General features: G+C 35.1%; 37 protein-coding genes and 1 pseudogene. 8 read left to right on the top strand and 30 right to left on the bottom strand.

The window, feature by feature from the left end; all coding sequences use genetic code 11:
- Positions 1 to 10: 10 nt before the first annotated feature.
- The 24 genes from rplO to rpsL all read right to left on the bottom strand — a co-directional run bounded on the left by rplO (position 11) and on the right by rpsL (position 12,321).
- Positions 11 to 463, bottom strand: coding sequence for a 50S ribosomal protein L15 (gene rplO / locus BUB95_RS08215; protein WP_073085384.1), 453 nt, complete (start codon positions 461 to 463; stop codon positions 11 to 13).
- A gap of 17 nt (positions 464 to 480) precedes the next feature.
- Positions 481 to 660, bottom strand: coding sequence for a 50S ribosomal protein L30 (gene rpmD, locus BUB95_RS08210; RefSeq protein ID WP_073085382.1), 180 nt, complete (start codon positions 658 to 660; stop codon positions 481 to 483).
- A gap of 13 nt (positions 661 to 673) precedes the next feature.
- Positions 674 to 1,198 carry a 30S ribosomal protein S5 gene (rpsE, locus tag BUB95_RS08205; protein WP_073085380.1) on the bottom strand — a complete coding sequence of 175 codons (525 nt, stop codon included), beginning with the start codon at positions 1,196 to 1,198 and terminating at the stop codon, positions 674 to 676.
- Between the two features lie 6 nt (positions 1,199 to 1,204).
- Positions 1,205 to 1,561 carry a 50S ribosomal protein L18 gene (gene rplR, locus BUB95_RS08200; protein WP_073087346.1) on the bottom strand — a complete coding sequence of 119 codons (357 nt, stop codon included), beginning with the start codon at positions 1,559 to 1,561 and terminating at the stop codon, positions 1,205 to 1,207.
- 10 nt (positions 1,562 to 1,571) lie between these two features.
- Positions 1,572 to 2,114 (bottom strand): 50S ribosomal protein L6, encoded by a 543-nt coding sequence (gene rplF, locus BUB95_RS08195; protein WP_073085378.1) that lies wholly within the window; start codon positions 2,112 to 2,114, stop codon positions 1,572 to 1,574.
- 13 nt (positions 2,115 to 2,127) lie between these two features.
- On the bottom strand, positions 2,128 to 2,526 hold the full coding sequence (rpsH, locus tag BUB95_RS08190; protein WP_073085372.1) for a 30S ribosomal protein S8: 399 nt from the start codon (positions 2,524 to 2,526) through the stop codon (positions 2,128 to 2,130).
- Positions 2,527 to 2,605: 79 nt separating this feature from the next.
- Complete coding sequence (rpsN, locus tag BUB95_RS08185) at positions 2,606 to 2,875, bottom strand: 30S ribosomal protein S14 (protein ID WP_073085370.1); 270 nt, start codon at positions 2,873 to 2,875, stop codon at positions 2,606 to 2,608.
- A 2-nt stretch (positions 2,876 to 2,877) separates the two neighbouring features.
- A complete protein-coding gene (gene rplE, locus BUB95_RS08180; protein WP_073085368.1) occupies positions 2,878 to 3,429 on the bottom strand; it encodes a 50S ribosomal protein L5 in 552 nt (183 codons plus the stop codon).
- A 2-nt stretch (positions 3,430 to 3,431) separates the two neighbouring features.
- On the bottom strand, positions 3,432 to 3,743 hold the full coding sequence (rplX, locus tag BUB95_RS08175) for a 50S ribosomal protein L24 (protein ID WP_073085366.1): 312 nt from the start codon (positions 3,741 to 3,743) through the stop codon (positions 3,432 to 3,434).
- 14 nt (positions 3,744 to 3,757) lie between these two features.
- Positions 3,758 to 4,126: a 50S ribosomal protein L14 gene (gene rplN / locus BUB95_RS08170; protein WP_073085364.1), complete on the bottom strand. Its 369-nt coding sequence runs from the start codon at positions 4,124 to 4,126 to the stop codon at positions 3,758 to 3,760.
- Between the two features lie 2 nt (positions 4,127 to 4,128).
- Positions 4,129 to 4,386 carry a 30S ribosomal protein S17 gene (gene rpsQ / locus BUB95_RS08165; protein WP_073085362.1) on the bottom strand — a complete coding sequence of 86 codons (258 nt, stop codon included), beginning with the start codon at positions 4,384 to 4,386 and terminating at the stop codon, positions 4,129 to 4,131.
- 17 nt (positions 4,387 to 4,403) lie between these two features.
- Complete coding sequence (gene rpmC, locus BUB95_RS08160) at positions 4,404 to 4,595, bottom strand: 50S ribosomal protein L29 (protein ID WP_073085360.1); 192 nt, start codon at positions 4,593 to 4,595, stop codon at positions 4,404 to 4,406.
- An 11-nt stretch (positions 4,596 to 4,606) separates the two neighbouring features.
- Positions 4,607 to 5,026, bottom strand: coding sequence for a 50S ribosomal protein L16 (gene rplP, locus BUB95_RS08155; protein WP_073085358.1), 420 nt, complete (start codon positions 5,024 to 5,026; stop codon positions 4,607 to 4,609).
- Positions 5,027 to 5,049: 23 nt separating this feature from the next.
- Positions 5,050 to 5,772 (bottom strand): 30S ribosomal protein S3, encoded by a 723-nt coding sequence (rpsC, locus tag BUB95_RS08150; protein ID WP_073085356.1) that lies wholly within the window; start codon positions 5,770 to 5,772, stop codon positions 5,050 to 5,052.
- 9 nt (positions 5,773 to 5,781) lie between these two features.
- Positions 5,782 to 6,189, bottom strand: a complete 408-nt coding sequence (gene rplV, locus BUB95_RS08145; protein ID WP_073085354.1) for a 50S ribosomal protein L22 — start codon at positions 6,187 to 6,189, stop codon at positions 5,782 to 5,784.
- Between the two features lie 5 nt (positions 6,190 to 6,194).
- Positions 6,195 to 6,473 (bottom strand): 30S ribosomal protein S19, encoded by a 279-nt coding sequence (gene rpsS, locus BUB95_RS08140; RefSeq protein WP_008269180.1) that lies wholly within the window; start codon positions 6,471 to 6,473, stop codon positions 6,195 to 6,197.
- 13 nt (positions 6,474 to 6,486) lie between these two features.
- Entirely contained in the window at positions 6,487 to 7,314 is an 828-nt protein-coding gene (gene rplB, locus BUB95_RS08135; protein WP_073085352.1) for a 50S ribosomal protein L2, read from the bottom strand.
- A 10-nt stretch (positions 7,315 to 7,324) separates the two neighbouring features.
- Positions 7,325 to 7,615 (bottom strand): 50S ribosomal protein L23, encoded by a 291-nt coding sequence (gene rplW / locus BUB95_RS08130; RefSeq protein ID WP_073085351.1) that lies wholly within the window; start codon positions 7,613 to 7,615, stop codon positions 7,325 to 7,327.
- A gap of 7 nt (positions 7,616 to 7,622) precedes the next feature.
- Positions 7,623 to 8,252, bottom strand: a complete 630-nt coding sequence (rplD, locus tag BUB95_RS08125) for a 50S ribosomal protein L4 (RefSeq protein WP_073085350.1) — start codon at positions 8,250 to 8,252, stop codon at positions 7,623 to 7,625.
- Positions 8,252 to 8,869 (bottom strand): 50S ribosomal protein L3, encoded by a 618-nt coding sequence (rplC, locus tag BUB95_RS08120; protein WP_073085349.1) that lies wholly within the window; start codon positions 8,867 to 8,869, stop codon positions 8,252 to 8,254. The genes rplD and rplC overlap by 1 nt, the downstream gene beginning before the upstream one ends.
- A gap of 121 nt (positions 8,870 to 8,990) precedes the next feature.
- Complete coding sequence (rpsJ, locus tag BUB95_RS08115) at positions 8,991 to 9,296, bottom strand: 30S ribosomal protein S10 (protein WP_007650482.1); 306 nt, start codon at positions 9,294 to 9,296, stop codon at positions 8,991 to 8,993.
- Between the two features lie 18 nt (positions 9,297 to 9,314).
- Positions 9,315 to 11,441: an elongation factor G gene (fusA, locus tag BUB95_RS08110; protein WP_073085347.1), complete on the bottom strand. Its 2,127-nt coding sequence runs from the start codon at positions 11,439 to 11,441 to the stop codon at positions 9,315 to 9,317.
- Between the two features lie 6 nt (positions 11,442 to 11,447).
- On the bottom strand, positions 11,448 to 11,924 hold the full coding sequence (gene rpsG, locus BUB95_RS08105) for a 30S ribosomal protein S7 (protein ID WP_073085345.1): 477 nt from the start codon (positions 11,922 to 11,924) through the stop codon (positions 11,448 to 11,450).
- Positions 11,925 to 11,946: 22 nt separating this feature from the next.
- A complete protein-coding gene (gene rpsL / locus BUB95_RS08100) occupies positions 11,947 to 12,321 on the bottom strand; it encodes a 30S ribosomal protein S12 (protein ID WP_008269190.1) in 375 nt (124 codons plus the stop codon).
- 180 nt (positions 12,322 to 12,501) lie between these two features.
- On the opposite strand from rpsL, the gene BUB95_RS08095 reads away from it, so the two are divergent.
- From BUB95_RS08095 to rlmB, 3 genes are all read left to right on the top strand, one after another.
- Entirely contained in the window at positions 12,502 to 14,190 is a 1,689-nt protein-coding gene (locus BUB95_RS08095) for a POTRA domain-containing protein (protein WP_083573351.1), read from the top strand.
- A gap of 72 nt (positions 14,191 to 14,262) precedes the next feature.
- Positions 14,263 to 15,906 (top strand): aryl-sulfate sulfotransferase, encoded by a 1,644-nt coding sequence (locus BUB95_RS08090; protein ID WP_073087342.1) that lies wholly within the window; start codon positions 14,263 to 14,265, stop codon positions 15,904 to 15,906.
- A 63-nt stretch (positions 15,907 to 15,969) separates the two neighbouring features.
- The gene (gene rlmB / locus BUB95_RS08085) at positions 15,970 to 16,704 is read left to right on the top strand and encodes a 23S rRNA (guanosine(2251)-2'-O)-methyltransferase RlmB (protein ID WP_073085343.1); all 735 of its coding nucleotides are present in this window, start codon (positions 15,970 to 15,972) and stop codon (positions 16,702 to 16,704) included.
- A gap of 3 nt (positions 16,705 to 16,707) precedes the next feature.
- On the opposite strand, the gene BUB95_RS08080 is transcribed toward rlmB, so the two are convergent.
- The gene (locus tag BUB95_RS08080; RefSeq protein WP_073085341.1) at positions 16,708 to 17,442 is read right to left on the bottom strand and encodes a rhomboid family intramembrane serine protease; all 735 of its coding nucleotides are present in this window, start codon (positions 17,440 to 17,442) and stop codon (positions 16,708 to 16,710) included.
- 86 nt (positions 17,443 to 17,528) lie between these two features.
- Between BUB95_RS08080 and BUB95_RS08075 the strand changes: the two genes are divergently transcribed.
- Positions 17,529 to 18,806: a replication-associated recombination protein A gene (locus tag BUB95_RS08075; RefSeq protein ID WP_073085340.1), complete on the top strand. Its 1,278-nt coding sequence runs from the start codon at positions 17,529 to 17,531 to the stop codon at positions 18,804 to 18,806.
- Here BUB95_RS08075 and BUB95_RS08070 read toward each other — a convergent pair.
- The 4 genes from BUB95_RS08070 to radC are packed head-to-tail and all read right to left on the bottom strand — an operon-like array spanning position 18,803 to position 22,427.
- Positions 18,803 to 19,699, bottom strand: a complete 897-nt coding sequence (locus BUB95_RS08070; RefSeq protein ID WP_073085338.1) for a hypothetical protein — start codon at positions 19,697 to 19,699, stop codon at positions 18,803 to 18,805. The genes BUB95_RS08075 and BUB95_RS08070 overlap by 4 nt on opposite strands.
- A 49-nt stretch (positions 19,700 to 19,748) precedes the next feature.
- Positions 19,749 to 20,435, bottom strand: coding sequence for a YjjG family noncanonical pyrimidine nucleotidase (locus tag BUB95_RS08065; protein WP_073085336.1), 687 nt, complete (start codon positions 20,433 to 20,435; stop codon positions 19,749 to 19,751).
- Positions 20,428 to 21,726: a polysaccharide deacetylase family protein gene (locus tag BUB95_RS08060; protein WP_073085334.1), complete on the bottom strand. Its 1,299-nt coding sequence runs from the start codon at positions 21,724 to 21,726 to the stop codon at positions 20,428 to 20,430. The genes BUB95_RS08065 and BUB95_RS08060 overlap by 8 nt, the downstream gene beginning before the upstream one ends.
- Positions 21,726 to 22,427: a RadC family protein gene (gene radC / locus BUB95_RS08055; protein ID WP_073085332.1), complete on the bottom strand. Its 702-nt coding sequence runs from the start codon at positions 22,425 to 22,427 to the stop codon at positions 21,726 to 21,728. Before radC ends, BUB95_RS08060 begins: the two co-directional genes overlap by 1 nt.
- 61 nt (positions 22,428 to 22,488) lie before the next feature.
- Between radC and BUB95_RS08050 the strand changes: the two genes are divergently transcribed.
- The 3 genes from BUB95_RS08050 to BUB95_RS08040 are packed head-to-tail and all read left to right on the top strand — an operon-like array spanning position 22,489 to position 24,150.
- The gene (locus tag BUB95_RS08050) at positions 22,489 to 22,932 is read left to right on the top strand and encodes a DUF1569 domain-containing protein (RefSeq protein ID WP_073085331.1); all 444 of its coding nucleotides are present in this window, start codon (positions 22,489 to 22,491) and stop codon (positions 22,930 to 22,932) included.
- Positions 22,932 to 23,522, top strand: a complete 591-nt coding sequence (locus tag BUB95_RS08045) for an FMN-binding negative transcriptional regulator (RefSeq protein ID WP_073085329.1) — start codon at positions 22,932 to 22,934, stop codon at positions 23,520 to 23,522. Before BUB95_RS08050 ends, BUB95_RS08045 begins: the two co-directional genes overlap by 1 nt.
- Positions 23,523 to 23,547: 25 nt before the next feature.
- Positions 23,548 to 24,150, top strand: a complete 603-nt coding sequence (locus tag BUB95_RS08040) for a hypothetical protein (RefSeq protein WP_073085327.1) — start codon at positions 23,548 to 23,550, stop codon at positions 24,148 to 24,150.
- A 137-nt stretch (positions 24,151 to 24,287) separates the two neighbouring features.
- Here BUB95_RS08040 and BUB95_RS14445 read toward each other — a convergent pair.
- Positions 24,288 to 24,533: pseudogene (locus BUB95_RS14445) on the bottom strand (phage tail protein); the annotation flags it as partial.
- A 241-nt stretch (positions 24,534 to 24,774) separates the two neighbouring features.
- On the opposite strand from BUB95_RS14445, the gene BUB95_RS08030 reads away from it, so the two are divergent.
- Complete coding sequence (locus BUB95_RS08030) at positions 24,775 to 26,619, top strand: PLP-dependent aminotransferase family protein (RefSeq protein ID WP_073085325.1); 1,845 nt, start codon at positions 24,775 to 24,777, stop codon at positions 26,617 to 26,619.
- Positions 26,620 to 26,685 lie beyond the last annotated feature (66 nt).

Raw genomic sequence — 26,685 nt, 5'->3', positions numbered from 1 at the left:
TATATATGTCTTATAAAGTTACAGCTTCACCACCAGCAGCCTCAATAGCAGCTTTAGCCGACGCAGTAAATTTATGAGCTTTAACTGTTAATTTTGTTTTTAATTCTCCACGTCCTAAAATTTTAACCAACTCGTTTTTACGAGCCAATCTTAATTCTACTAGTGTATCAAAATCAACAGTATCTTTAATTTTCTTTGCTTCTACTAACTCTTGTAATGTATCCAAGTTTACACCTTGATACTCTACTCTGTTAATGTTAGTAAAACCAAACTTAGGCACACGACGTTGTAATGGCATTTGACCACCTTCAAATCCTAATTTCTTAGAATAACCAGAACGTGACTTAGCCCCTTTATGACCACGTGTTGCAGTTCCACCTTTACCAGAACCTTGACCACGACCAACGCGTTTTCCTTGTCTTTTTACTGAACCTTCTGCAGGTTTTAAATTACTTAAATCCATCTGTTAAGTTATATTTTTTAAGCTTCCTCTACAGAAACTAAATGTTCAACTTTCTTAACCATACCAAGGATATTTGGTGTGGCATCGTGCTCTACAACTTGCCCGATTTTTCTAAGACCTAAAGCTTCTAATGTTAGCTTTTGTCTTTTGCTACGGTTAATTGCACTCTTAACTTTCTTTACTTTAATCTTTGCCATCTTATCCTAATGATTATCCGTTAAATACTTTTTCAAGTGAAATACCTCTTTCTTTAGCAATAGCACCTGCATCTCTTAATTGTAATAAAGCATCAAAAGTTGCTTTTACCACATTATGAGGGTTAGATGATCCTTGAGACTTAGATAATACATCATGTACACCTACGGCTTCAAGAACTGTTCTTACAGCACCACCAGCAATAACTCCTGTACCAGGTGCAGCTGGGATAATGTTTACTCTAGCACCACCAAATTTACCTTTTTGCTCGTGTGGTAAAGTACCTTTAATAATAGGTATTCTTACTAAGTTTTTCTTAGCATCTTCTACTGCTTTTGCAATTGCTGTAGCTACATCTTTAGATTTCCCTAAACCGTGTCCTACAACTCCTGCTTCATCACCAACTACTACAATAGCAGAAAAACCAAATGCTCTACCACCTTTTGTTACTTTAGTAACACGTTGTACGCCTACCAAGCGATCTTTTAAATCTAAACCTCCTGGTTTTACTAGCTCTGCGTTTTTATATTTTTGATACATAATGTCTTAAAATTTAAGTCCTGCTTCTCTAGCACCTTCTGCTAATGATTTTACTCTACCGTGGTATAAGTATCCACCTCTATCGAAAGAGATAGTTTCAACACCAGCTTTTAATGCTCTTTCAGCAATTGCTTTACCAACTAAAGCAGCAACTTCGGTTTTATTACCTTTTGCACCACTTACATCTTTATCTCTTGAAGATGCAGCAGCGATAGTTTTACCAGTCACGTCATCTACGATTTGAGCATAAATTTCTTTATTACTTCTAAAAACAGATAATCTTGGTCTAGCTTCAGTACCAGATACAATCTTACGTATTCTGTTTTTTATCCTTTGTCTTCTTTCGTTCTTTGTTAATGCCATAACCTTACTATTAAGCTGATTTACCTGCTTTTCTTCTGATTTCCTCACCAACAAACTTAACACCTTTACCTTTGTAAGGCTCTGGCTTACGGAAGCCACGGATTTTAGCCGCTACTTGCCCTACCAATTGCTTGTCATGAGACGTTAATTTTACGATTGGATTCTTACCTTTTTCAGAAACTGTTTCAATTTTAACTTCTGGGGCAATATCCATAACTATATTGTGTGAAAAACCTAAAGCTAAGTCTAACTTCTGTCCTTGGTTAGAGGCTCTATAACCTACCCCTACCAATTCTAATTCTTTAGTCCATCCTTTAGACACACCCTCAATCATGTTAGCGATTAAGGCTCTGTACAAACCGTGTTTAGATTTGTGTTCTTTCTTTTCTGAATGACGCTCTAATGTTATTGTAGCATCTTCAATCCTGATATCAACACCTGAAAACTCTTGAGTTAATTCGCCTAACTTACCTTTTGCAGTTACAACGTTATCTTTAACTTCTACAGTTACACCTTCAGGAATTGAAATTGGGTTTTTACCTATTCTTGACATAATATTCCTGTTTTTAGTAAACGTAACATAAAAGCTCTCCACCAACGTTTTCTCTTTGCGCTTGTTTACCTGTCATTACTCCATGAGAAGTAGAAACAATTGCAATACCTAGACCGTTAAGGACTCTTGGCATTTCGTTAGCTCCAGCATACTTACGTAAACCTGGTTTACTGATTCTTTGAATTTTTTTAATTACTGACTCTTTAGTGTCTTTGTTGTACTTAAGGGCAATTTTAATTGAACCTTGAGCAGTAGAGTCATCGAATTTGTAACTTAAAATATATCCTTGGTCGAATAATATTTTGGTTATCTCTTTCTTTAAGTTAGATGCAGGGATTTCTACCACTCTGTGGTTAGCTTTTACTGCATTTCTAACTCTCGTAAGATAATCCGCTATTGGATCTGTATACATAGTTATTAATTTGCGGTAACGGTATTCAGTTTTTAACTCTTAAAAACCAAACCTGAAACCAATTTATAATTCTTTTTAATTACCAGCTTGCCTTTTTAACACCTGGAATTAACCCTCGATTAGCCATTTCTCTGAACATTACACGAGAAATTCCAAATTGTCTCATGTATCCTTTTGGACGTCCAGTAAGCTTACAACGATTATGTTGACGAATTGGAGAAGCGTTTTTTGGTAACTTTTGTAATGCTTCGTAATCTCCAGCTTCTTTTAAAGCTTTACGTTTAGCGGCATACTTAGCTACTGTTTTAGATCGCTTAACCTCGCGGGCTTTCATTGATTCTTTAGCCATAATTAATTCTTTTTAAAAGGTAATCCTAGTTCTGTTAAAAGTGATTTAGCTTCTTTATCTGTCTCTGCGGTAGTCACAAAAGTAATATCCATACCAGAGATTCTATTGATTTTATCAATATCGATTTCTGGGAAGATAATTTGTTCTGTAACTCCTAAGTTATAGTTTCCACGACCATCAAAACCATTAGCCTTGATTCCGTTGAAATCTCTAACTCGTGGCAAAGATGAAGTTACTAATCTGTCTAAAAACTCATACATCTGCTCACCTCTAAGTGTTACCATAGCACCAATTGGCATACCCTTACGTAACTTAAAAGATGCAACATCTTTTTTAGATAAAGTAGGAACAGCTTTTTGTCCAGAAATTTTAGTTAATTCTTCTACTGCATGGTCAACTAATTTTTTATCTGCAACAGCAGCACCAACACCTCTAGATATAACTATCTTAGTAAGCTTAGGTACTTGCATTACATTTTTGTAACCAAATTCTTCTGTAAGAGCAGCGACAACTCTGTCCTTATACTCTTGTTTTAATCTTGCAACGTAAGCCATAACTAAATTACTTCATTAGATTTTTTAGAAAACCTCACTTTATTGTCACCATCCATTTTGTAACCTACTCTAGTAGTTTCACCTTTACTTGTTAGTAAAGATAAGTTTGAAACGTGGATAGCTGCTTCTTTCTCTACGATACCACCTTGAGGACTTTGTGCACTTGGCTTAGTGTGTTTCTTCACCATATTTACACCTTCAACGATGGCTTTATTCTTTTCTTTTAATACTTTAAGGACTTTACCTTCTGAGCCTTTATGGTCTCCAGCAATAACTTGTACAGTATCTCCAGTTTTTATTTTAAGCTTTGTCATTTTTTCTTAATGTATTAAAGCACCTCTGGTGCTAATGATACAATTTTCATGAATTGTTTGTCACGAAGCTCTCTTGCTACTGGTCCAAATACACGTGTACCTCTCATCTCACCTTGTGGGTTTAATAAAACACATGCGTTATCATCAAAACGGATGTATGATCCGTCAGGACGTCTAACCTCTTTAGCCGTACGCACAACAACAGCTGTAGATACAGCTCCTTTTTTAATGTTACCATTTGGTGTAGCAGCTTTTACTGAAACTACAATCTTATCACCAACTGACGCGTAACGTCTTTTTGTACCACCAAGAACACGGATAGTTAATACTTCCTTTGCTCCTGTGTTATCAGCTACTTTTAATCTTGATTCTTGTTGTACCATAATTACTTCGCTCTTTCAATTATTTCTACTAATCTCCAACATTTAGACTTACTTAAAGGTCTTGTTTCCATGATCTTCACAGTATCTCCGATATTGCAGTCGTTTGTTTCGTCATGAGCAACATATTTCTTTGTTTTCAAAACGAATTTACCATACATAGGGTGCTTTACTTTTTTCACCTCAGATACAACAATTGATTTTTGCATCTTGTTACTTGTAACAACTCCTATACGTTCTTTTCTTAAATTTCTTTTTTCCATCTTTCAGCAGAATACAATTATTGATTGTCTCTATTTGTTAACTCAGTCGCTAATCTTGCTACGGTACGTCTTACGTTACGTAACTGGATAGGATTCTCTAACGGAGATATAGCATGAGCCATTTTAAGGTCTGTATAACTCTTCTTAGTTTCACCAAGTTTTTCTTGTAACTCAGCTGTAGATAGCTGTTTAATTTCTGATTGCTTCATAATATTTTTTATTAAGCTTCGTAATCTCTAGCTATGATAAACTTAGTTTTTACTGGAAGTTTTTGTGCTGCTAAACGTAATGCTTCTTGTGCTACGTCTAATGGTACACCACTTACTTCAAATAAAACGCGACCTGGTTTTACAACTGCTGCCCAATATTCTACAGCACCTTTACCTTTACCCATACGTACTTCAAGAGGTTTCTTTGTGATAGGCTTGTCTGGAAATATTTTAATCCATAACGACCCTTCTCTCTTCATGTAACGAGTAGCGGCAATACGCGCTGCTTCTATTTGACGTGCAGTAATGAACGATGAATCTAGGGATTTGATACCGAAAGTTCCATTTGATAACAAATGACCTCTTCCAGAGTTACCCTTCATGCGTCCTTTTTGCTGCTTACGAAATTTTGTTCTTTTAGGCTGTAACATTTTCTTTTCTTTACTTTAAAAAATTACTTTCTACGACGTTGGTTTCCGCCTTTTTTGGCACCGCCACGTCCACCTTTTCCTTTTTGTTTAGAAAGGCCTACTAATGGAGAAAGTTCTCTTTTTCCATAAACTTCACCTTTCATAATCCAAACTTTTACACCTAAACGACCGTAAGTCGTGTGTGCTTCAACTAAAGCGTAATCGATATCTGCTCTAAAGGTAGATAATGGAATACGACCTTCTTTGTAGTGCTCAGAACGTGCCATTTCAGCTCCGTTAAGACGACCACTAATTTGAATTTTGATTCCTTCTGCATTCATACGCATTGCCGCAGCAATAGCCATCTTAATTGCACGTCTATATGAAATTCTACTTTCAATCTGACGAGCAACAGAAGCTCCTACTAGATACGCATCTAACTCAGGTCTCTTAATTTCAAAGATGTTCAACTGAACTTCTTTACCAGTAATTTTTTTAAGCTCTTCTTTTAACTTGTCTACCTCTTGACCGCCTTTACCGATAATAATACCAGGTCTTGCAGTAGTGATAGTAACGGTTACAAGCTTAAGCGTACGCTCAATAATCACTCTTGACACACTTGCCTTAGATAAACGAGCGTGAACATACTTTCTAATCTTATCGTCTTCGGCTAACTTATCTCCATAGTCATTACCACCGTACCAGTTAGATTCCCATCCTCTGATAATACCTAAACGATTTCCGATTGGATTTGTCTTTTGTCCCATATCTCTATCTTAGCTTTGTGTTTTGTTTAATGAATCTACCACAACTGTTACATGGTTAGATCTTTTTCTAATTCTATGTGCTCTTCCTTGAGGTGCAGGACGTAGTCTCTTCAACATTGTACCACCATCTACTCTAATTTCTTTTACAAATAAATTAGCTTCCTCAATATCTGCATCTTCATTTTTAGCTTGCCAGTTTGCAATAGCAGACAATAACAACTTCTCTAAACGACGAGATGCTTCTTTTTGGCTAAATCTAAGAATCTGCAGCGCTTTATCAGCCTTTTCACCTCTTACTAAATCTGCAACTAAGCGCATCTTGCGTGGAGATGTAGGACAGTTATTTAGCTTAGCGAAAGCAACTTGCTTCTTCTCAGCCTTAATGGCTTCTGCCATTTGTTTTTTACGACTTCCCATGATTCTTATTTTTTACCTTTATTTTTAGCACCAGCGTGACCACGGAATGATCTTGTTGGTGAAAATTCTCCTAACTTATGACCTACCATGTTCTCAGTAACATATACTGGAACGAATTGACGACCATTATGTACAGCTATAGTTTGACCAACGAAATCTGGAGAAATCATAGATGCTCTAGACCAAGTTTTGATAACTGTCTTTTTGTTTGAAGCTACATTTTCTGCAACTTTCTTTTCTAACTTATAATGGATGTAAGGTCCTTTTTTTAATGAACGTGCCATACTACTTTCTTAATTATTTCTTTCTACGTTCTACAATGTACTTATTACTCGCTTTAGTCTTAGAACGTGTTCTATAACCTTTAGCAGGAATACCGTTTCTTGATCTTGGGTGACCTCCTGAAGACTTACCTTCACCACCACCCATTGGGTGATCAACTGGATTCATTACTACTGGTCTTGTCCTTGGACGTCTACCTAACCATCTGCTTCTACCAGCTTTACCTGACACTAACAATTGATGGTCTGAGTTAGAAATAACACCTATAGTTGCCATACAATTAGCAAGAATCATTCTTGTTTCACCAGATGGTAACTTAACGGTAGCAAATTTCCCATCTCTTGCCATCAACTGAGCAAATGCACCAGCACTACGGGCCATTACAGCACCTTGACCAGGACGTAACTCTATACAAGAGATAATTGTTCCTAATGGTATTTCACTCAATGGCATTGCGTTCCCTATTTCAGGAGCTACTCCGTTTTGACCAGATACAATATTTTGCCCTACTTGTAAACCATTCTGAGCGATAACGTAACGCTTCTCACCATCTTGGTAATTAAGTAATGCAATAAATGCTGTTCTGTTTGGATCGTACTCAATTGACTTAACTTCTGCTGGAATTCCAGTTTTGTTACGCTTGAAATCGATGATACGATACTTTTTCTTATGACCACCACCTATATAGCGCATAGTCATTTTTCCTTGACTGTTTCTACCACCAGACCTTTTTTTCGGAGCAAGCAAGCTTTTCTCCGGCTTATCAGTAGTTATGGCGTCAAATCCATTTACTACTCTAAATCGCTGGGCTGATGTAATCGGTTTTAATTTTCTTACTGACATTGATGTCTAATTACATGTTAGCGTATAAATCTATTGTTTCACCTTCCGCCAGTTGTACAATTGCTTTTTTAACAGCATTTGTTTTACCATGTTGAATACCCGTTTTTGTGTAACGAGTTCTTCTATCTGGACGGACATTTATTGTACGAACTTTTTCAACAGAAACGCCATAAGCTGCTTCAACAGCTTTTTTGATTTCTACCTTGTTCGCCTTTGTATTCACTTCGAACGCATACGCGTTAAGCACCTCGCTTTGCATGGTGGCTTTTTCAGTGATTATCGGTTTTATTAAGATACTCATTGGTGTTCTATTTATTTAAATTCGATTCAATTCCTTCTAATGCACCTTCTAATAGAACAACTTTATTAGCGTTCATTATCTTGTAAGTGCTTAATTCTGAAGAAGTTACAACTTCAGAGCGTTTTAAATTGCGCGACGACAAATATACATTATTATTTGAGTCACCCAATACAAACAGTGTTTTTTTGTTTTCTACCTCTAAGGCTTTCAATACATTAACAAAATTCTTTGTCTTTGGTGTGTCGAAGTTAAAGTCCTCTAACACAACTATTGACTTGTCATTTGCTTTGATTGATAAGGCCGATTTACGTGCTAAACGCTTAACATTTTTGTTAAGTTTAAACCCGTAATTTCTTGGTCTTGGACCAAACATACGTCCACCACCTTTAAATACACCAGACTTAATAGAACCTGCACGTGCTGTACCTGTTCCTTTTTGTTTTTTAATCTTACGTGTACTCCCAGTAATTTCTGCACGTTCTTTAGCTTTGTGCGTTCCTTGTCTTTGGTTAGCCAAGTATTGCTTTACATCTAAATATACAGCGTGATTATTTGGTTCAATAGCGAATACGTCTTTAGAAAGCTCAGCTTTTCTACCCGTATCTTTTCCGTTTACATCTAAAACTGCTACCTTCATTACTTCTGAATAATTACATAAGAGTTTTTGTGTCCTGGAACACAACCTTTAACTACAAGTAAGTTCTTTTCCGGAACTACTTTGTAAACTCTTAAATTTTGAACTTTTACTGTTTCTCCACCCATTCTTCCGGCCATCTTCATTCCTTTGAATACTCTCGCAGGATAAGAAGCTGCACCAATAGAACCAGGAGCTCTTAAACGGTTGTGTTGACCATGCGTTGCTTGACCTACACCTCCAAAATTGTGACGCTTTACAACACCTTGAAAACCTTTACCTTTTGAAGTACCTGCTATATCAACAAATTCTCCTTCGATAAAGTGCTCTACTGTGATTGCATCACCTAACTTGTACTCCGCATCAAAACCTTTGAACTCAGCAACTTTGCGCTTTACAGAAGTACCCGCTTTTTTAGCATGACCTAGGTCTGCTTTAGTAGCGCTTTTTTCTGTCGCGTCATCGAAACCTAGTTGAAGCGCACTGTAACCGTCCACTTCTTCAGTTCTGACTTGGGTAACGATACATGGCCCAGCTTCGATAACAGTACATGGAATGTTTTTTCCATTCTCGTCGAAGATGCTGGTCATACCGATTTTTTTTCCAATTAACCCAGACATATTTATTATTTATTTAATTATTAATTCTTGTTTAAACTCAAGGCTGAAAATACGTTTCAGCCTTGAATTGTATTTTTTCCGTTTTTCCATCGCTCGCAGCTCAGGACATGTTTAGTTCAAATTACACTTTGATTTCAACTTCAACTCCACTTGGTAATTCAAGCTTCATTAATGCATCAATCGTCTTAGAAGATGAAGAGTAAATATCTAATAATCTCTTGTAAGAACTTAATTGAAATTGTTCTCTAGACTTCTTGTTTACGTGCGGTGAACGTAACACAGTGAAAATTTTCTTGTGCGTTGGTAATGGGATTGGACCCGTTACAACAGCACCTGTACTTTTTACTGTTTTTACAATCTTATCAGCAGACTTGTCAACTAAATTATGATCGTAAGACTTTAATTTTATTCTAATTTTCTGACTCATTTTCTTTTAGTTTTAAGCTTAAGCTTCTACGCCTTTTGCTGCTTTGATTACTTCTTCTGATATATTTGATGGAGTCTCAGCATAGTGAGAGAATTCCATAGTTGATGTTGCTCTACCTGAAGATAATGTTCTTAATGTAGTTACATAGCCAAACATTTCAGACAATGGCACTGTAGCTTTTACAGTTTTAGCACCAGCTCTATCACCCATGTCACTCACTTGGCCACGACGACGGTTTAAGTCACCTACGATATCACCCATGTTTTCTTCTGGAGTGATAACTTCAAGCTTCATGATTGGCTCCATAATTACGGCTTTAGCAGCTTTAGCGGCATTCTTAAATCCTAATTTAGCAGCTAATTCGAACGATAACTGATCAGAATCTACATCATGGTAAGAACCATCCTTTAATGTAACTTTCATCGCATCAACTTCGTAACCTGCTAATGGACCATTAACCATTGCCATTTTGAATCCTTTTTCAATAGAAGGGATAAATTCTTTAGGAACGTTACCACCTTTAATCTCAGATACAAACTCTAAACCTACTTTTCCTTCTTCAGCTGGCTCAACCGTGAATACGATATCAGCAAACTTACCACGACCACCAGATTGTTTTTTATAAACCTCTCTGTGATCAGCAGCTTGAGTAATAGCTTCTTTGTACTCTACTTGTGGTTGACCTTGGTTAACCTCAACTTTGAACTCACGCTTTAAACGATCTACAATGATATCTAAGTGAAGCTCACCCATACCAGAGATAATAGTCTGGCCTGATGCCTCATCAGTACGTACTGTAAATGTTGGATCTTCTTCAGCAAGTTTTGATAAAGCCATACCTAATTTATCAACATCTGCCTTAGTCTTAGGCTCAACCGCGATACCAATTACTGGATCTGGGAAGTCCATAGATTCTAATACGATAGGATGCTTTTCATCAGACATAGTATCACCAGTCTTGATATCTTTAAATCCAACTGCCGCTCCAATGTCACCTGCCTCGATATATTCGATAGCGTTTTGTTTGTTAGAGTGCATTTGGTAGATACGAGAGATACGCTCTTTTTTACCTGAACGGTTATTAAGAATGTATGAACCTGCATCTAAACGACCAGAATAAGCTCTAAAGAATGCTAAACGACCTACAAAAGGGTCTGTAGCAATTTTAAATGCTAATGCTGAAAATGGCTCTTTTACATCTGGCTTACGAATCTCTTCTTGATCAGTGTTAGGATTTATACCTGCAATACCTTCCTTATCCACAGGAGAAGGTAAATAACGACACACAGCATCTAATAAGAACTGTACACCTTTATTTTTGAATGCAGAACCACATATCATAGGAATGATAGACATATCCATTACAGCAGCTCTAAGCGCAGCATGCACTTCGTCTTCTGTGATAGAATCTTCATCTTCCATATACTTTTCTAACAGATTCTCATCATAAGCAGCAACCTCTTCAATAAGCTTACCTCTTAATTCTGCAGCCTCTTCTTTTAATTCTTCAGGAATATCAATAACATCAAATGTTGCTCCTTGTGTTTCGTCATGCCAAACAATGGCACGGTTCTTTACTAAATCAACGATACCTTTAAAATCTATCTCGTCACCAATGTTCATTACAATTGGCACTGCATTAGACCCTAACATATCTTTTACCTGTTGACATACGTTCATAAAGTTAGAGCCTTGACGGTCCATTTTATTTACGAAACCAATACGTGGCACTTTGTAGTTATCTGCAAGTCTCCAGTTAGTTTCAGATTGTGGCTCAACACCATCAACCGCACTAAATAAGAATACTAAACCATCTAATACACGCAAAGAACGGTTTACCTCAACCGTAAAATCAACGTGACCAGGAGTATCTATAATATTAAAATGATATCCTTTAGTTTCGTTAGTAGGCTGACCATTCTCCAACGGGAAGTTCCATGTACAAGTTGTAGCAGCAGAAGTAATTGTAATACCTCTTTCTTGCTCTTGCTCCATCCAGTCCATTGTTGCTGCACCATCATGAACCTCACCAATTTTATGAGAAACACCTGTATAATAAAGGATACGCTCTGTAGTGGTAGTTTTTCCAGCATCAATATGTGCCGCAATACCTATATTTCTTGTAAATTTTAAATCTCTTGCCATTTCTTATTAAAATCTAAAGTGTGAGAATGCTTTGTTTGCTTCTGCCATCTTGTGAGTATCAACTCTTTTCTTAACAGCAGCACCTTCTTCTTTAGCAGCCGCTAAAATCTCTGAAGCTAAACGTTGTGCCATAGATTTCTCGTTTCTTTTACGAGCGTAACCTATTAACCACTTCATTGCAGTAGAAACTTTACGGTCTGGACGAATTTGCATTGGAATTTGAAATGTTGCACCACCTACTCTACGGCTACGTACTTCTACGTGAGGCATAACGTTAGATAAAGCATCTTTCCATAGCTCTAATGCTGTTTTTTCGTCATCTGTTTTCTTTTCTTCTACGATATCAATTGCATCGTAAAACACTTTAAACGCCACAGACTTCTTACCATCCCACATCATGTTGTTTACAAAACGTGTTACCAACTGGTCATTAAACCTTGGGTCTGGTAAAAGCGGTCTTTTTTTCGCTTGTCTTTTTCTCATGTCTTCTTCTTAAAGTTTTAAATTACTTCTTAGGGCGTTTTGCACCATACTTAGATCTACGTTGAGTCCTTCCAGCAACACCTGCTGTATCTAAGGCACCACGAACGATGTGATATCTAACACCTGGCAAATCTTTTACCCTTCCACCTCTAACCAATACTATCGAGTGCTCTTGTAAATTGTGACCTTCTCCACCGATGTATGCATTAACCTCGTTTCCGTTTGTTAAACGAACCCTTGCTACCTTACGCATTGCTGAGTTTGGTTTCTTAGGTGTCGTTGTATAAACACGAGTACATACACCACGTCTTTGAGGACACGAATCTAAAGCAGCCGATTTACTCTTCTTGGTTATTTTGGCTCTTCCTTTTCGTACTAATTGTGAAATTGTTGGCATATATTTCTATATAAATTTTTGTTAACCCTCTCTTTTGAGGGCTGCAAAGGTAGAAATATATATTTATTATTCAAATAGTTGACAATTAATTTTGCGAAGAAAATTTAATACTCAATATAACACTATACATTTAACTGTATTTTTACGTTGTCTAACTAAACTATTCACCTTACAAATTTTATGAAGAAACAGTTTTTGTTTGTTTTACTCATTATAGGATTTATATTCAATCCGTTTTGTTACGCGCAAAATTTAGTTCTAAAAATTAATGGTGAATCTGAATTGGCTACAAAAGAAATAGATTCTATTGGTTATACCAAAAGCTTCCCTAACTATTTAGAGCTCGAAACCGAAGTATCTTCAATTAAAAACAAACTTATTAGAAGAGGTTTTATTGACACTAAGATTGAAAAAATTGAAAAGCAAAACGATACACTATTTTATGCATACCTATATATAGGTGTAAAATTAAATACTGTCAGGATTTCTTTTGATTCAGATTTTGACGCAGAGCTTCTCGGCGTCATTGACGTGAAAGTTGAATCTAATTATTTTGAAGTTACTATTGAAAACCTAGAAAACACATTAAAGCTTCTAAATAAAAGAATAGCAGAACAAGGCGACCCATTTTCTACATTACAACTACAAAACATCCGAAAAGAAAATACCGATTTAATCACAGCGGATTTATTCACTAAAACCAACCAAAAAAGACGTATTGATAAAATTGTAGTAAAAGGCTACGAGAAATTTCCAAAATCATATCTCAAACGATTTTTAAAGCTTAAGACTGGTCAGTCTTTTAACCTTGAAGAGATAAAAGCAAAAACTGAAGAATTTCAAAATTTAAGGTTTGCAAAAGAAATAAAAGCTCCTGAGGTTTTATTTACAAACGACTCTACTATTCTCTATCTATATACTGAAAAAACAAAGAGTAATAATTTTGATGGTTATCTAGGCTTTGGAACTAACGAGAACACAAACCGAATAGACTTTGATGGTTATGTTGATTTGAGATTAATTAACAACTTGAATTATGGGGAGTCTTTGAGACTTTTTTACAAAAGTGATGAGATAGACCAGCAAACATTTGATGTAAAACTTAATGCTCCTTATTTATTTGGTTCTCCAATAGGTTTAGACATTAACTTAAACATCTTTAGAAAAGATTCCACCTTCTCAACCACAAGACAGCAAGTTCGACTTAATTATCAAATAAATCCAAATCACAGATTAAGTGCTGGCATTGGCAGCACTATTTCGAGCGACTTACTTAATACAAGCTCTACATTAATCGAAGATTATAACTCAAACTATTATCAATTAGGATACAACTACATTAAACCTCAATATTACGACCCTCTTTTTCCGATTAATTTTTGGCTAGACATTAGCACCAACTTTGGAAACAGGACTCAAAACGGAAATGAGATTCAACAAAACGCTTACACTATTGAAACTTATAAAATCTTTAATCTCAATAAAAGAAATAGCTTCTTTTTAAGACTTACTGGAGCAAGCCTTAACTCGGATAATTATTTAGATAATGAGCTCTATCGTTTTGGAGGTATAAACTCTATCAGAGGGTTCGAAGAAAACAGCTTGGTCGCCAATTTATTTGGAGTCATAAATACAGAATATAGGTATCGATTAAGCAATACAATATATGTGCATTCAGTTATTGATGCTGCTTATTTTGAAAATGACCTAATAAACACAAAGAACAAGCTATTTGGTTTTGGATTTGGTCTTGGCTTATTAACCAAAGCAGGGTTATTCAAACTAAACTATTCTAGCGGTAAAACTGAGAATGTACCTTTTAAATTATCCGATTCTAAAATTCATGTGAGTTTAACTACTTCGTTTTAACATATCAATTCTTCCTGCACTGGATTATAAATCTAAAAAAATCATTAGGTTTGCAAAAAAATGCTAGCTGATATGAAGAAACGACTACTCATACTTTTTATTTTCACAGCCTACTTCTCAACATCACAAAACACAATAGGTACAATATCTGTTACCCCAGATGTGTATGAAGGCTACACTTTGTTTTCTACTCATCAAAAAGCATTTTTAATTAGTAATTGTGGTGAGGTTGTGAATTCTTGGAACAGTTCTTATCTCCCTGGAAACTCTGTTTATCTTTTACCAAATGGCAATCTCTTAAGAACAGGAAGATTTGTACAAGGAACTAATCCTGTGACCCTGCCAGGAAATGGAGGCATAATAGAATTATTTGATTGGGATGGAAATCTAATTTGGTCTTACATTGATAGTTCAGACGCATCAAGACAACATCATGATGTTTTTCCGATGCCAAATGGTAATATATTGATATTATCAGCAACAGTAATGACTCAAGCTGAAGCTATACAAGCTGGTAGAGACTCAGGCTTACTAGATGATGGTGAATTATATAACGAAAGAATATATGAGGTCGAGCCTGTTGGTATTGGCGGACCAAGTAGTGGCTATTCAGCTAACGTGGTATGGGAATGGAATGTAAAAGACCATTTGATTCAAGGCTTGGATAACACAAAAGATAATTTCGGTGTCGTTGCTGATAATCCTGGAAAAGTTGATGTCAACTTTTTAAATGGATGGCCTGCAGAAAATAATTGGCTTCATATCAATGCCATACAGTATGATGCAGAATTTGACCAAATTGTAATAAGTACGCGAAGATTGAGTGAAATTTGGGTAATAGATCATAACACTACGACTTCTGAAGCTGCTGGTCCTGCTGGTGATATTTTATACAGATGGGGAAACCCTCAAGCTTACGACCAAGGCACAGCTGGTGATAGAAAATTATTTGGACAACACACGCCTTATTATATTCCTACTGGATTACCAAATCAGAGAAAAATAATGCTTTTTAATAATGGATTAGATAGAACACCTCTGTATTCTGAAGTATTAATGATTGATCCTCCTGTAGACAATTTAGGAAATTACACTTATACTGCAGGAACAGCATATGGCCCAAATGATGCTTTTTTTAGATATCCTGAGACTGCTCCCACTTCAGATTCCGAGTTTTATTCAGCTATTGTAAGTAGCGGCAGACAATTACCAAATGGTAACATTCTTATTTGCGAAGGAAGAGAAGGGTTCTTTTTTGAAATTGACAGTAGCAATAATATTGTTTGGGAATATGCATCTCCTGTAAGTAATGGAGATGGCACAGTTTATGACCAAGGCGACCCAATACCACCTACAAATTTTGCTTTTAGAGCAACTAAATACAGTACATCTTACAGTGCTTTTGATGGTAGAGATTTATCACCTGGCCCTCCAATTGAAAACAATCCAGATATAACAGCCTGTCAAGCAGCTCTAGACTCTGATACATTTGAATTCGTTGACTTTAGTGTTTACCCAAATCCAACTCAAGATTACCTAAACATTAATTCAACTAATACAATTGACAAAATAGAAATCTACAATATTACGGGTAGCAAAATATTAGAGCCTACAAGTGAGAGTTCTATAAACTTATCTTCTCTAGATAAGGGTGTTTATTTTGTAAAAGTTTATAGTCAAGGAAAATCGATTAGCAAAAAGATATTGAAAAACTAACACTACTAATTTAAAAACAGAAGAACCACCTTGTTTACAGGGTGGTTTTTTTATTTTTGCAATATGAAAAACGAAACAACCATATTTGGATTACGCGCTATTATTGAAGCCGTCAACTCAGGAGAACAAATCGATAAGGTTTTTTTACAGAAAGGACTAAGAGGTGAATTATTCAACGAGTTAGAACAGGTATTGAGACAAGCAAAAATAAATAGCTCTTATGTGCCTGTGGAAAAACTTAATCGTTTATCTAAAGGAAACCACCAAGGCGCAGTAGCACAAATATCTCCTGTGGCTTTTCATGATATAGAAGATTTAGTAATGTCGGTAATTGAATCTGGAAAAACCCCTCTATTCCTTCTATTAGACCAACTAAGTGATGTTAGAAATTTTGGCGCTATTGTTCGTACTGCTGAATGTACAGGCGTTTCAGGGATTATAATTCAGAAAAAAGGTGGTGCTCCTATTAATGGAGATGCCATTAAAACAAGTGCTGGTGCGGTTTTTAAAATTCCTATTTGTAAAGTTGACCACATTAAAGATGCCGTTTTTCATATGCAAGCCTCAGGTATTAAAGTTATAGCAGCTACAGAAAAAGCAAAAAGCTTAATCTACGATGTAGATTTAAAAACACCTTGCGCCATTATCATGGGCTCTGAAGGTCGAGGTATAAATCCTTCCGTCTTGAAGGCTGTAGATGAGCATGCGAAATTACCCATTCTTGGAGAAATTGAATCTTTAAATGTTTCGGTTGCTTGTGGTGCTTTTTTATACGAAGCTGTAAGACAAAGAGTGTAGCAGTTACTCTTCAGATTCTTTATAGATATAATTGATTTCTCTTTGGGTAGTACTTTCGTCTTCATTTTCATCTTCTGGTAAAATTTCAATAAAATTTCCATCCTCATCAAAATGCTTCATGAAGGGGTCATCTTCTTCATTATAAGCTTCCGTTTCCCATAGATATTTTTCAGGCTTAGCGACTTTGCTCTTAAAGAATAAAGCCAACAAAAAACCAGTTATCAAACCACCTAAGTGTCCTTCCCAAGACATCCCATCTTTTATAGGAAACACATACCAAATCATACTTCCATATAAAAAGATAATAATTAGAGATAATGCTATTAATCTATAATGCTTAGCAATAATTCCTTTAAAAAAAATAAAACTTACCAGCATGTAAATGACACCACTTGCTCCGATATGGTTTCCAGATTTACCTATGACCCATGTGAGTAATCCAGAAATTAACATCCCAAAAAACAATACACGCCAAGCTATTTTATTATAGAAATAAAACAACGCCATTGAGAGTATTAGCAAAGGAATAGAATTGTTGTATAAATGACTTAAGCCAGAATGAAGAAACGGGCTTGTAAATATCCCTAAAAGCCCTTCTATCTTTTGAGGATAAATACCAAAATACCTAATCCCTGAATCAATCCTAACTTGATACCAAAAGACCAACCAAATCGAAAACACAAGCAATAGAGGAAATACTATTACTGAGTTTGAATATCTAAACTGTTGCTGCGCCATGTTCAAATTTAGGAGTTACATTTCAAATTTAGAGCCAAGTATTTATTTTATGAAATATTGTCACGCTGATTTAGTAATTTTAGAGCATGAATACACCACTAGCTGAACGTCTTCGCCCAAAAACATTGAATGATTATATAAGTCAGACACATTTAGTCGGAAAAGATGGCCCACTCTATCAACAAATAAAAAGCGGTGTTTTACCCTCTCTAATTTTATGGGGACCTCCAGGTATTGGAAAAACTACCTTAGCTAATATTATTGCTAATGAATCTGAACGTCCTTTCTTTAAACTTAGTGCTATAAATTCTGGAGTAAAGGACATAAGAGATGTTATAGACAAAGCTAAAAAAAGTGGCGGTTTATTTACGGCCAAAAACCCCATTCTCTTCATAGATGAGATTCATAGATTTAGCAAATCTCAACAAGATTCATTACTCGAAGCTGTAGAAAAAGGCTGGGTGACATTAATTGGAGCAACAACAGAAAATCCTAGTTTTGAGGTAATTCCCGCACTGCTATCACGTTGCCAAGTCTATATTTTAAATTCATTTAGCAAAGAAGATTTAGAACAACTCTTGCATCGAGCGATGAAAGAAGATGAAACTCTTTCAAAAAAGAAAATTAAACTAAAAGAAACCGAACAACTCTTGCGTCTATCTGGAGGTGACGCTAGAAAACTATTAAATATTTTTGAACTTATAGTTGCTTCCTTTGTAGATGACAAAATCATTATTACAAATGACGTGGTTTTAAATCAAGTACAGAATAACACGGCTCGATATGACAAAACTGGAGAACAGCATTACGATATTATTTCGGCTTTTATAAAATCAATTAGAGGTAGCGACCCTAATGCGGCTGTATATTATTTAGCTCGAATGATTGAAGGTGGTGAAGATGTAAAATTTATTGCTAGACGCTTACTAATTTTAGCAAGTGAAGATATAGGTAATGCCAACCCTACAGCTTTAGTCATTGCTAATAACACATTTCAAGCTGTGTCAGTAATTGGCAATCCAGAATCTAGAATAATTCTCAGTCAATGCGCTACATATCTTGCATGTTCTCCTAAAAGCAATGCTGCATATGAAGCAATAAAAAAAGCCCAACATCTCGTTAGAGAAACAGGAGACTTATCTGTACCACTTTCCATAAGAAATGCACCCACAAAATTGATGAAAGATATTGGTTACGGAGACAATTACAAATATGCACATAGCTACGAAAACAACTTTGCTGACCACGAGTTTTTACCTGAAGAAATAAAAAAGACGCAACTTTACAGCCCAGGTAATAACCCTAGAGAAAACGCACAACGTCAATTTTTAAAACAACTATGGAAAGACAAGTACGGCTACTAAAACTTGATATTCAGTGCTTTTTTGGTATCGTTTTCTGAATAAAACCAAATATCTCCTTCTCTAAAAACTATAGCATCTTTACCTTTAACTGTATATACATTTGGTGCAGCAGTTTTTATAATAACCATAACTACTTTTGGAGAAGCATCTACTAACTGAAACCCATTATCTAGAGGTTGAGCATATAGCACATCTGATAAATTTTTAGGCTTAGAACTTTCTAATGTTTCGGTTTTAGTAACCTCCATTTTTTGCTTCTCTTTCTGTTTTATTTCAGAAGACTTTTTTTCTGCTTCCTCTTTAGTTTTAGCATCAGCAAGAGCTTTCTGCTTTTTTAGATTTTCGACTTCTTTCTTTAAACGCTCTACTTCAGCTTTAGCTTGTTCGGCTTCTTTGTTATCTTCTTTAATGCTTTCTACTTTAGAAATCACTTTTGCTTTAGAACCTACATAATCAGAAGGATTATATTTGTATTGTAAGAACTCAATACTTTTAAAAGCTTCTTTAATAGCAACAGGATACGCTTTGTTATATTCCTTTATTTTGGTTGAACCTTCTTGAGATAGTAAAACTTGACTACCTCGACAATCTTTCAATTCTATCTGTACTTTATTCCTCAAAAGACCAGACAATTTTATAACATCTGCATATAAGGCTAAACACCTATCATTGAACAATTCTTTTGGAAGTTCTTCTTCGTCAAAATAAACCTCAAAACCTTCTTTTTTAAACAAGTAACGTAGTAGCGTACTTGTTCTGTAAGTATCTTTTCCTTTTAAGAAATCAAACTGCAACGGTACAACGACATATTTGTAGTCGTTGATACTAGATTGCGCAAATGATGATATTGCTATAAAAAGAACTAAAACGGTGATGACTATTTTTTTTGACATTTCTATAATTTTAATCGGGTAAATATAAGTATTGTGCTTCAATAGACTATTAAAGAAAATCTTTAAGCTCAATCAAATTTGTTATTCTTTTATAGTTTTCTTGGTTATTAGAATTGCTATAATCAAAATAAACCGATTGCATCCCAATGTTAATGGCACCTTGCACATCTGCCTCTATATTATCTCCAATCATTAAACTGTGTTCTGGTTTGGCATTCGCCATTTCTAAAGCAAAATTAAATATTCTCGGATTTGGCTTTTTTACACCTACCATTTCTGAGTTTGTAACTGTCTTGAAATATTGTCTAAGATTTGAAGCTTTGAGTTTTTTCTCTTGCGCTTCTTCAAATCCATTAGTTATTATATGCAACTCATAACTATCCTGTAAATATTCTAAAACATGATGCGTATGTTCAAACACATGATTAAAAGTTGTTAGGTAATTGATGTAGTCTTCAGAGAGATGATGTATCAATTCATCAGAAACATCTACTCTAATTTCATCAAAAGCATCTTTTAATCTTCCGTACCGCAACTCAGACTTGGTTACCTTTTCTTCTCTGTAAAGTTTCCAATACTTAAAATTTATAGGCTCATAAGAATTCAGAAATACATCTAACTCGACATTCACCTTATGAATATCAAAAATCTTACCAAATGTCAATCCTGAGTTTTTATCAAAATCCCATAAGGTGTGGTCTAAATCAAAGAAAATGTGTTTTATGTTGTTATGCATTTGCAGAATTTAATACTAAGTTAAAAAGCTCTCTAAATCCGTTCCATTTTTCATCATTACCCAAAGAATAGTTATGAAAAACAGGACTAAATGTGCCATCTACCTTTTTAATATTTGAAATAAAACGTTCGAGATGCTGTTCTTTATCAAGTTGTGACTCATATTTTAACAATGCAAAATCCATACAGTGGTATGTATGTACTTGTAATGGTGTTTGCACTTCGTAATCTAAATCGTAAAACAAAAAAGGAGTACATGTACCAGCCCTAAAACCTAGTTCGTTCACATAGCCCATAGTATGTTCCTGAGGTATTTCAAGCTCTACTGCGTTACGATAAGTAAAAGGTAAATTTAGTTTAGAATGCGAATTCCTTATAGCCAATAAGTTTACATTGGTAACTTGCTCCAACTTTTGCTTTTCTTTTTTTAATATTTCAAAATCATCTAAGGCAAAGTAAGAGGCTTTGAGTCCTATATTGCAATAATCTCCAATAGATTTTATGAGAGATATAAAGCCCCGTTTATTTATGCTTATATTTTTATCATATGTTGAATAGTCTCCTATTAAAAAGAATACGTGAAACTTAAATTCGATACTTTTTTGTCTATTTATAAGCCAATTAAAGGTATCAAAAGGGTCTTTCTGAAAACCTAGTAAAACAGACGAACGCTCATAAAATTGCTTAAACTTAAATCTAAAAATGTCTCCAAAAATTCCCCCAATAGTCCGGAGCAAACCTTTGTACCGATACTTGTATGCACTAGGTATATCTATTATTGGAGCTATCTTATATTCTCGCTTTGGAAATTGATAATCTGAAAAGCGTTCTTTTAGAATATCCCTGAGTTTATAAGCCCAAATATCTACTACAGGCTCATCTAAAAATCCTTCTTTTTTGGCCAAACTTTCTGATGCTAAAAATCGTCCATAATCATCATTTACATGAGGCAAATACTCTTCATATCTGCTCAAAAGATAAAATGAAGCTGCAAAAATATCATACGGCAAATCGCTTCGCTCTCCCGTCGCAAAAAAGCCTTTGGTGTCGTCCCATTGATTAACACTAATGTCTAAATCCGATAAGCCTTGCTCAAAAAGTAAGCTATGACTTCTTACAAAAATCTCATTACTTAAAGGCTGCTTTGTATAAGACATTTTTATAGAGTCGTGAGCAATAAAATCTTCAATTTTTGAAGTAAAAGCCACCTCTATTCCTAGTATGCGCTTGCATAAATGCTTGAACGTATAAGTTAAACGTGGTGTGATTTTATGAGTGTATACTAATAGCATTACGGCATCATTTCTTTATCAGCAAAGCTAAAATATGCAGTTTCGGTTATAATCAAATGATCTAAAACTTTAATATCTAGACTCAATGCCGCAGCACTTAGCTTTTTAGTAATTAGACGGTCTGCCTCACTTGGTTTTAATGTCCCTGAAGGATGATTATGGCACAAAACTAGAGCTACTGCTCCAACTTCTAAGGCATGTTTAAGTACCAAACGTACATCTACCATTGTCCCGGTAATACCACCTTTGCTCAATTGTTGCTTTTGTAAAACTTTATTAGAATTATTAAGGTAAAGTATCCAAAATTCTTCATGAGGCAATTCACCAATAATAGGTTGCATGATATCATACACATCTCGACTACTTGTTATTTTTTCTTGCTTTAACGCTTCTTCTAATTTTCGTCGACGCCCTAATTCTAATGCCGCAGCAATAGTAATTGCCTTTGCTTCACCAATACCTTTAAATTCTTGTAATTGCTTTAAGGACAGTTTGCCTAAAGCGTTTAAGTTATTTCCTGCACTTGCCAAAATTCGTTTACTTAAATCTACCGCACTTTCATCTCGGCTACCAGAGCCAATAAGTATAGCTACTAGTTCTGCATCGCTTAGTGAAGACTTACCTTTATCTCTTAATTTTTCTCTAGGCTGATCGTCTTGCGACCATTGCTTTATAGAAAATGAATTTGAAGATTCTGACATGCTCTAAAGATAAAAAATTGTAAATTCCGATGTCAATTTAAATCAATTAATTCTACTCAACATGAAATCATTTTTTGAAGATGGTGTTTATGAGGAAATCTCAACACGAATAAACAGTCTAAGCGAAGATACAAAAGCAAAGTGGGGAAAGATGAATCCAGGGCAGATGCTTCATCATTGCCAGATGCCATTGAACATTATTTTAGAAAAAGAGGATTACGGTGTAAAACCAAATTGGTTAATTAATCTTTTGTTTAAAAAATCAATGTATAGCGATAAGCCGTGGCGAAAAAATATGCCAACTGCCCCAGGTTTTAAAATTACGGAAGACAAGAATTTTGAAGCTGAGAAAACAGAAATTATTTCCCTTATTAATGAATTAAATGCGCAGCGCGAAAGAAAAGATTGGCAACCGCATCCTGCATTTGGAAAACTTACCAAAGACCAATGGGGCAAAATGCAATACAAACATTTAGACCATCATTTAAGACAGTTTGGCGTATAATGAAGTATCCACCAAAACATCACCAAGATAATGACATCAATCACATGATTGAGGTCATTAAAACCTATCCGTTGGCGACTGTAATATCAGTAAAAGATAATCAACCGCTAATAACATATTTACCATTAGTTTACGAAAAAGACAAACTCATTGGGCATATCGATATTTACAATCCACAAGCTCAATTGCTAAAAGACAATAATGATGTAACTATTTTATTCTCCGGACCAGAATGTTACATTTCCCCTAGTGTTTACACAACCACTCAGCTACCTACTTGGAACTACATTAAAGTACATCTTAAGGGTAAAGTAAAAGGTATAGAAAGTAAAGCTGCTTTAAAACAGTCATTAATTACTATGACCGAGTTCTTAGAAGCTCCAGACCACAAATACGTTTTAGAACCAGACAATCCTAGGTTAGACAGAAATTTAAACTATATTGAAATGTTTGAAATTGACATCACCCATTGGGAAGGCAAATTTAAACTCTCACAAGACAAAAACCCTAAAGATATAAGAGCTGCTAGAGCAGAATTAATGAGAGCCAATCAAGAAAGCATAGAGCAATTTTTGGATAAAGTGTTTTAAAAGTAAACCGAATTTTTAGTCTTTAATGAAATCAAATCTATTTAAATATCTCATTATACTGTTTATAGTTATTTCATGTAAAAAAGAAAAATGGAATTCAGTCAATATTCATTCAACAAGCAATGATTCAGTTACTAAGAGCACTAAAGTGTACTACGAAAATAAATACTTAATTTATGGTGCAAAAAAACGCAGAGAAACCATTCTAGATTCAATGACTTTCAAACAAGCACCAGGGAAATTCACTCTTGGTATTATTGAAAACAATAATCCCTTAAATAAGTTAATAGTCTTCTATGACACAGACACTTTAAAAATTGCAAAATTGAATAACAATAACTTATACAAATATTGTCTCCTTAACGAAATTAAATCTATGAGGAAAGACAGTACTATATTAAAATGCTCAATCGATGATTATTATGAAGATATATTCGGTGAATATTACGAAAAGTATATCAATTATAGTTTTACAACTAATAACAGCGATACTATTGCATTTCAAAAAAGTATTTACTCAAAAGTAAATGGCAAGCTAGTAACATTTCATTTTCTTACTGAAACGGAAGAAAAATTCTTTGAGCTACAGGAAATGTTTGAAGAGTTTGCTAATCAAGTTGAAAATTAAGACTTCAAACATTTCCTTTTTATAATAATTATTAAAAATGTTTTTCAACTCCTCGAAGGGTAGAAACCTTGAAGGCATATAATATAATTGAGACCCAACGTAGATTGCGTTTTTGCATTTCCAGAGTCACCCTCATTTACGGATTTACCATTACTTTTTTGACCGAGCTTCACTGGCGAAAGTCCAGGTCCAGTCCCAGGCGATACCGGAACACGACCTCTTAAATCTGGTAAAGCAAAAGTCGTACGGCCATCACCACCATAATAAGTACCTAGTAAAGAAAATAAAGCTGAATTCGACGATATAGACAACAGCTGACCTTCACAAAGTGCCCAACCTCTTGGTGCAAAATTTCCTGCAAAGAGTCTTATTTCACCTAACATAGCGTCTTGAGCAGAGGCTTCATTTGTATAACTCAATGAAGTAAATAGAATAGCGATTAATAGTAGTTTTTTCATTTTTAAAAGATTTAGAATTCTCCTAAATATACAAATATGGTAAGTCTCTTAAAAAACCATATTAAAAACATAATCGAATTCTTCACAGAATGACAAAATAGCTTCATATCTAGAACATTAAAAAGTTCTAAAATTATATCTTTGAAAACCATTAGACATCCAAAGTATGCAAGACCAAAATATCCAGAATTATATAAAAGGCGTATTAAAAAATATGCCCTCAGATTGGCTGAATTTAACCACGCATAGGTTAGATATCTACAATGAAAAATTGGCAAAAACCGATTTTATTAATCAATTCGAAATATTGTTCAATAACAATAACTCTGAAGCATCAGCACTCAAAACGCTACCAACAGCTTACGACTATATTAGATTAGGTCACCCATTGTCTTCTATTTTTGAATGGGCCATTTCCAAAATTCATAATGTCCACCCAAGTCATGTGATTAGTTTTTTGTCTCTAGCTATGCCAATTCTCGCTGTGCTTAGAAAGAACTTGCTGGAACATAAAAATACGCTAATCACTTACCAAAAAGAGCTACCAGATAACTTTAATACTGAAATTATAAAACGCGTTTACGGTTATAATTTTGAAATAAAACAAATAGAGAACATAGATGCTATACCTGAATTTAATGGCAGCATTATTTATGTTTCTAGTGAAGATGCAATCAGTGCAAATCATCTCAACCCAAATATTGATTTTTATATAAATCTTTATGAAGATTTAGGCAGCGTTATTTTAATTAATGGCGAACAAAACAAAAACTACGTTTCGGAAATTCAGCATGTGAGACGTAGGGAAAGCATTGCCATGACGCCACAAAATACCTTGGTTGCTTTGAATGCTTTAGTTGAAAATTCTACTATAAAAAGGCCAAACAATAATCGCGAAGCGAATAAAAAACGTGTTTTAGAGTCTATCAAAACCATCACTGCAACAACAGGACAACCTTTAGTTGGTTCAAGCGGATTGTCTATACAATATGCGATTATGATGGGATTGATTGACGATGCGCAACAAAACCACCGAGGCAAAGCCATAAAATTTATTGTACCAACAAATTGCTATGGCGGTACAAACGACCAAGCTAGACGTGTTGTGGCATGTAATGAAAATGTAGAAATTGTTGACCTAGAAGTCGATGGAGATAACGATATGGTAAGCAGCCTAAAAATGGTTTTAGATGCTATTGCCAAACAAGATGCCATACCATATATCATTGCAGAAATTCCGACGAACCCAAGAGTTGAAGTTCCGGACTTAGAGGAGTTAAAAGCGGTCTTGGCTAAAGACCGAAAAACAGACTCTGGCGCTAAAGCTATTTCATCTGTTTTTATTTTAGACCAAACCTTCTGCCCAAATATTCAGTTTTTAAAAGACGGCGAAATCTTAGCATCTGGTAAAGCATTATCGTATGCTAGTGGCTCCAAGTTTCCAAGTGGTGGAAAATGCACCGCTGGTTATTGCGTGGGCAATAAAAATTCTGAACAACTTATGGAGAAAATTGCCATTCATTTGTCACTTTGCGATAATGAAGCTACCGATTTTCAGTATGAGGTTTTGGCAGAACAAATGCCATCAATGAATCAAAGAATTGATGATGCATACAAGAATACACGCGAATTTGTAGACTATATAAGTGAAAAACTTCCTGAAGCCAAAATCAATTTTGTGAGTGAAGAACTCGCTGCACGTGGTTTTACACCATCTGTTTTTTCTTTAGACTTACCTACAAAAGGAGATACAGAAGAAGAAAGAGAAGCTTACAAACGACAACTTAATCACAAACTCATCAATATGATGATTACCAAAATCCCTAATGAAAGTAAATACTGTGTAAGCTATGGACAATTAAAAGGCTGTTATTGGACGATTCCTGCAACCTCAACACAAGGTACCACCAAAGAAGGTGATAAAGATTACATTGCTCGTGTGGCACTTTCTGGTCATATGGATTTAAAACGTCACAAAGCGGTATTTCAAGAATTTATTGATAACATATAATAACGTCAGTTCGAGTGATTTCGAGACAAGAGAAATTGTATCGAGAACTAAAGTCAAAGCAAAATT

It is taken from the genome of Winogradskyella jejuensis (assembly GCF_900129745.1).
Taxonomy (GTDB): Bacteria; Bacteroidota; Bacteroidia; order Flavobacteriales; family Flavobacteriaceae; genus Winogradskyella; species Winogradskyella jejuensis.
Note: the sequence above shows the minus strand (reverse complement) of the source record. Positions and strands in the feature narration are given on the sequence as shown.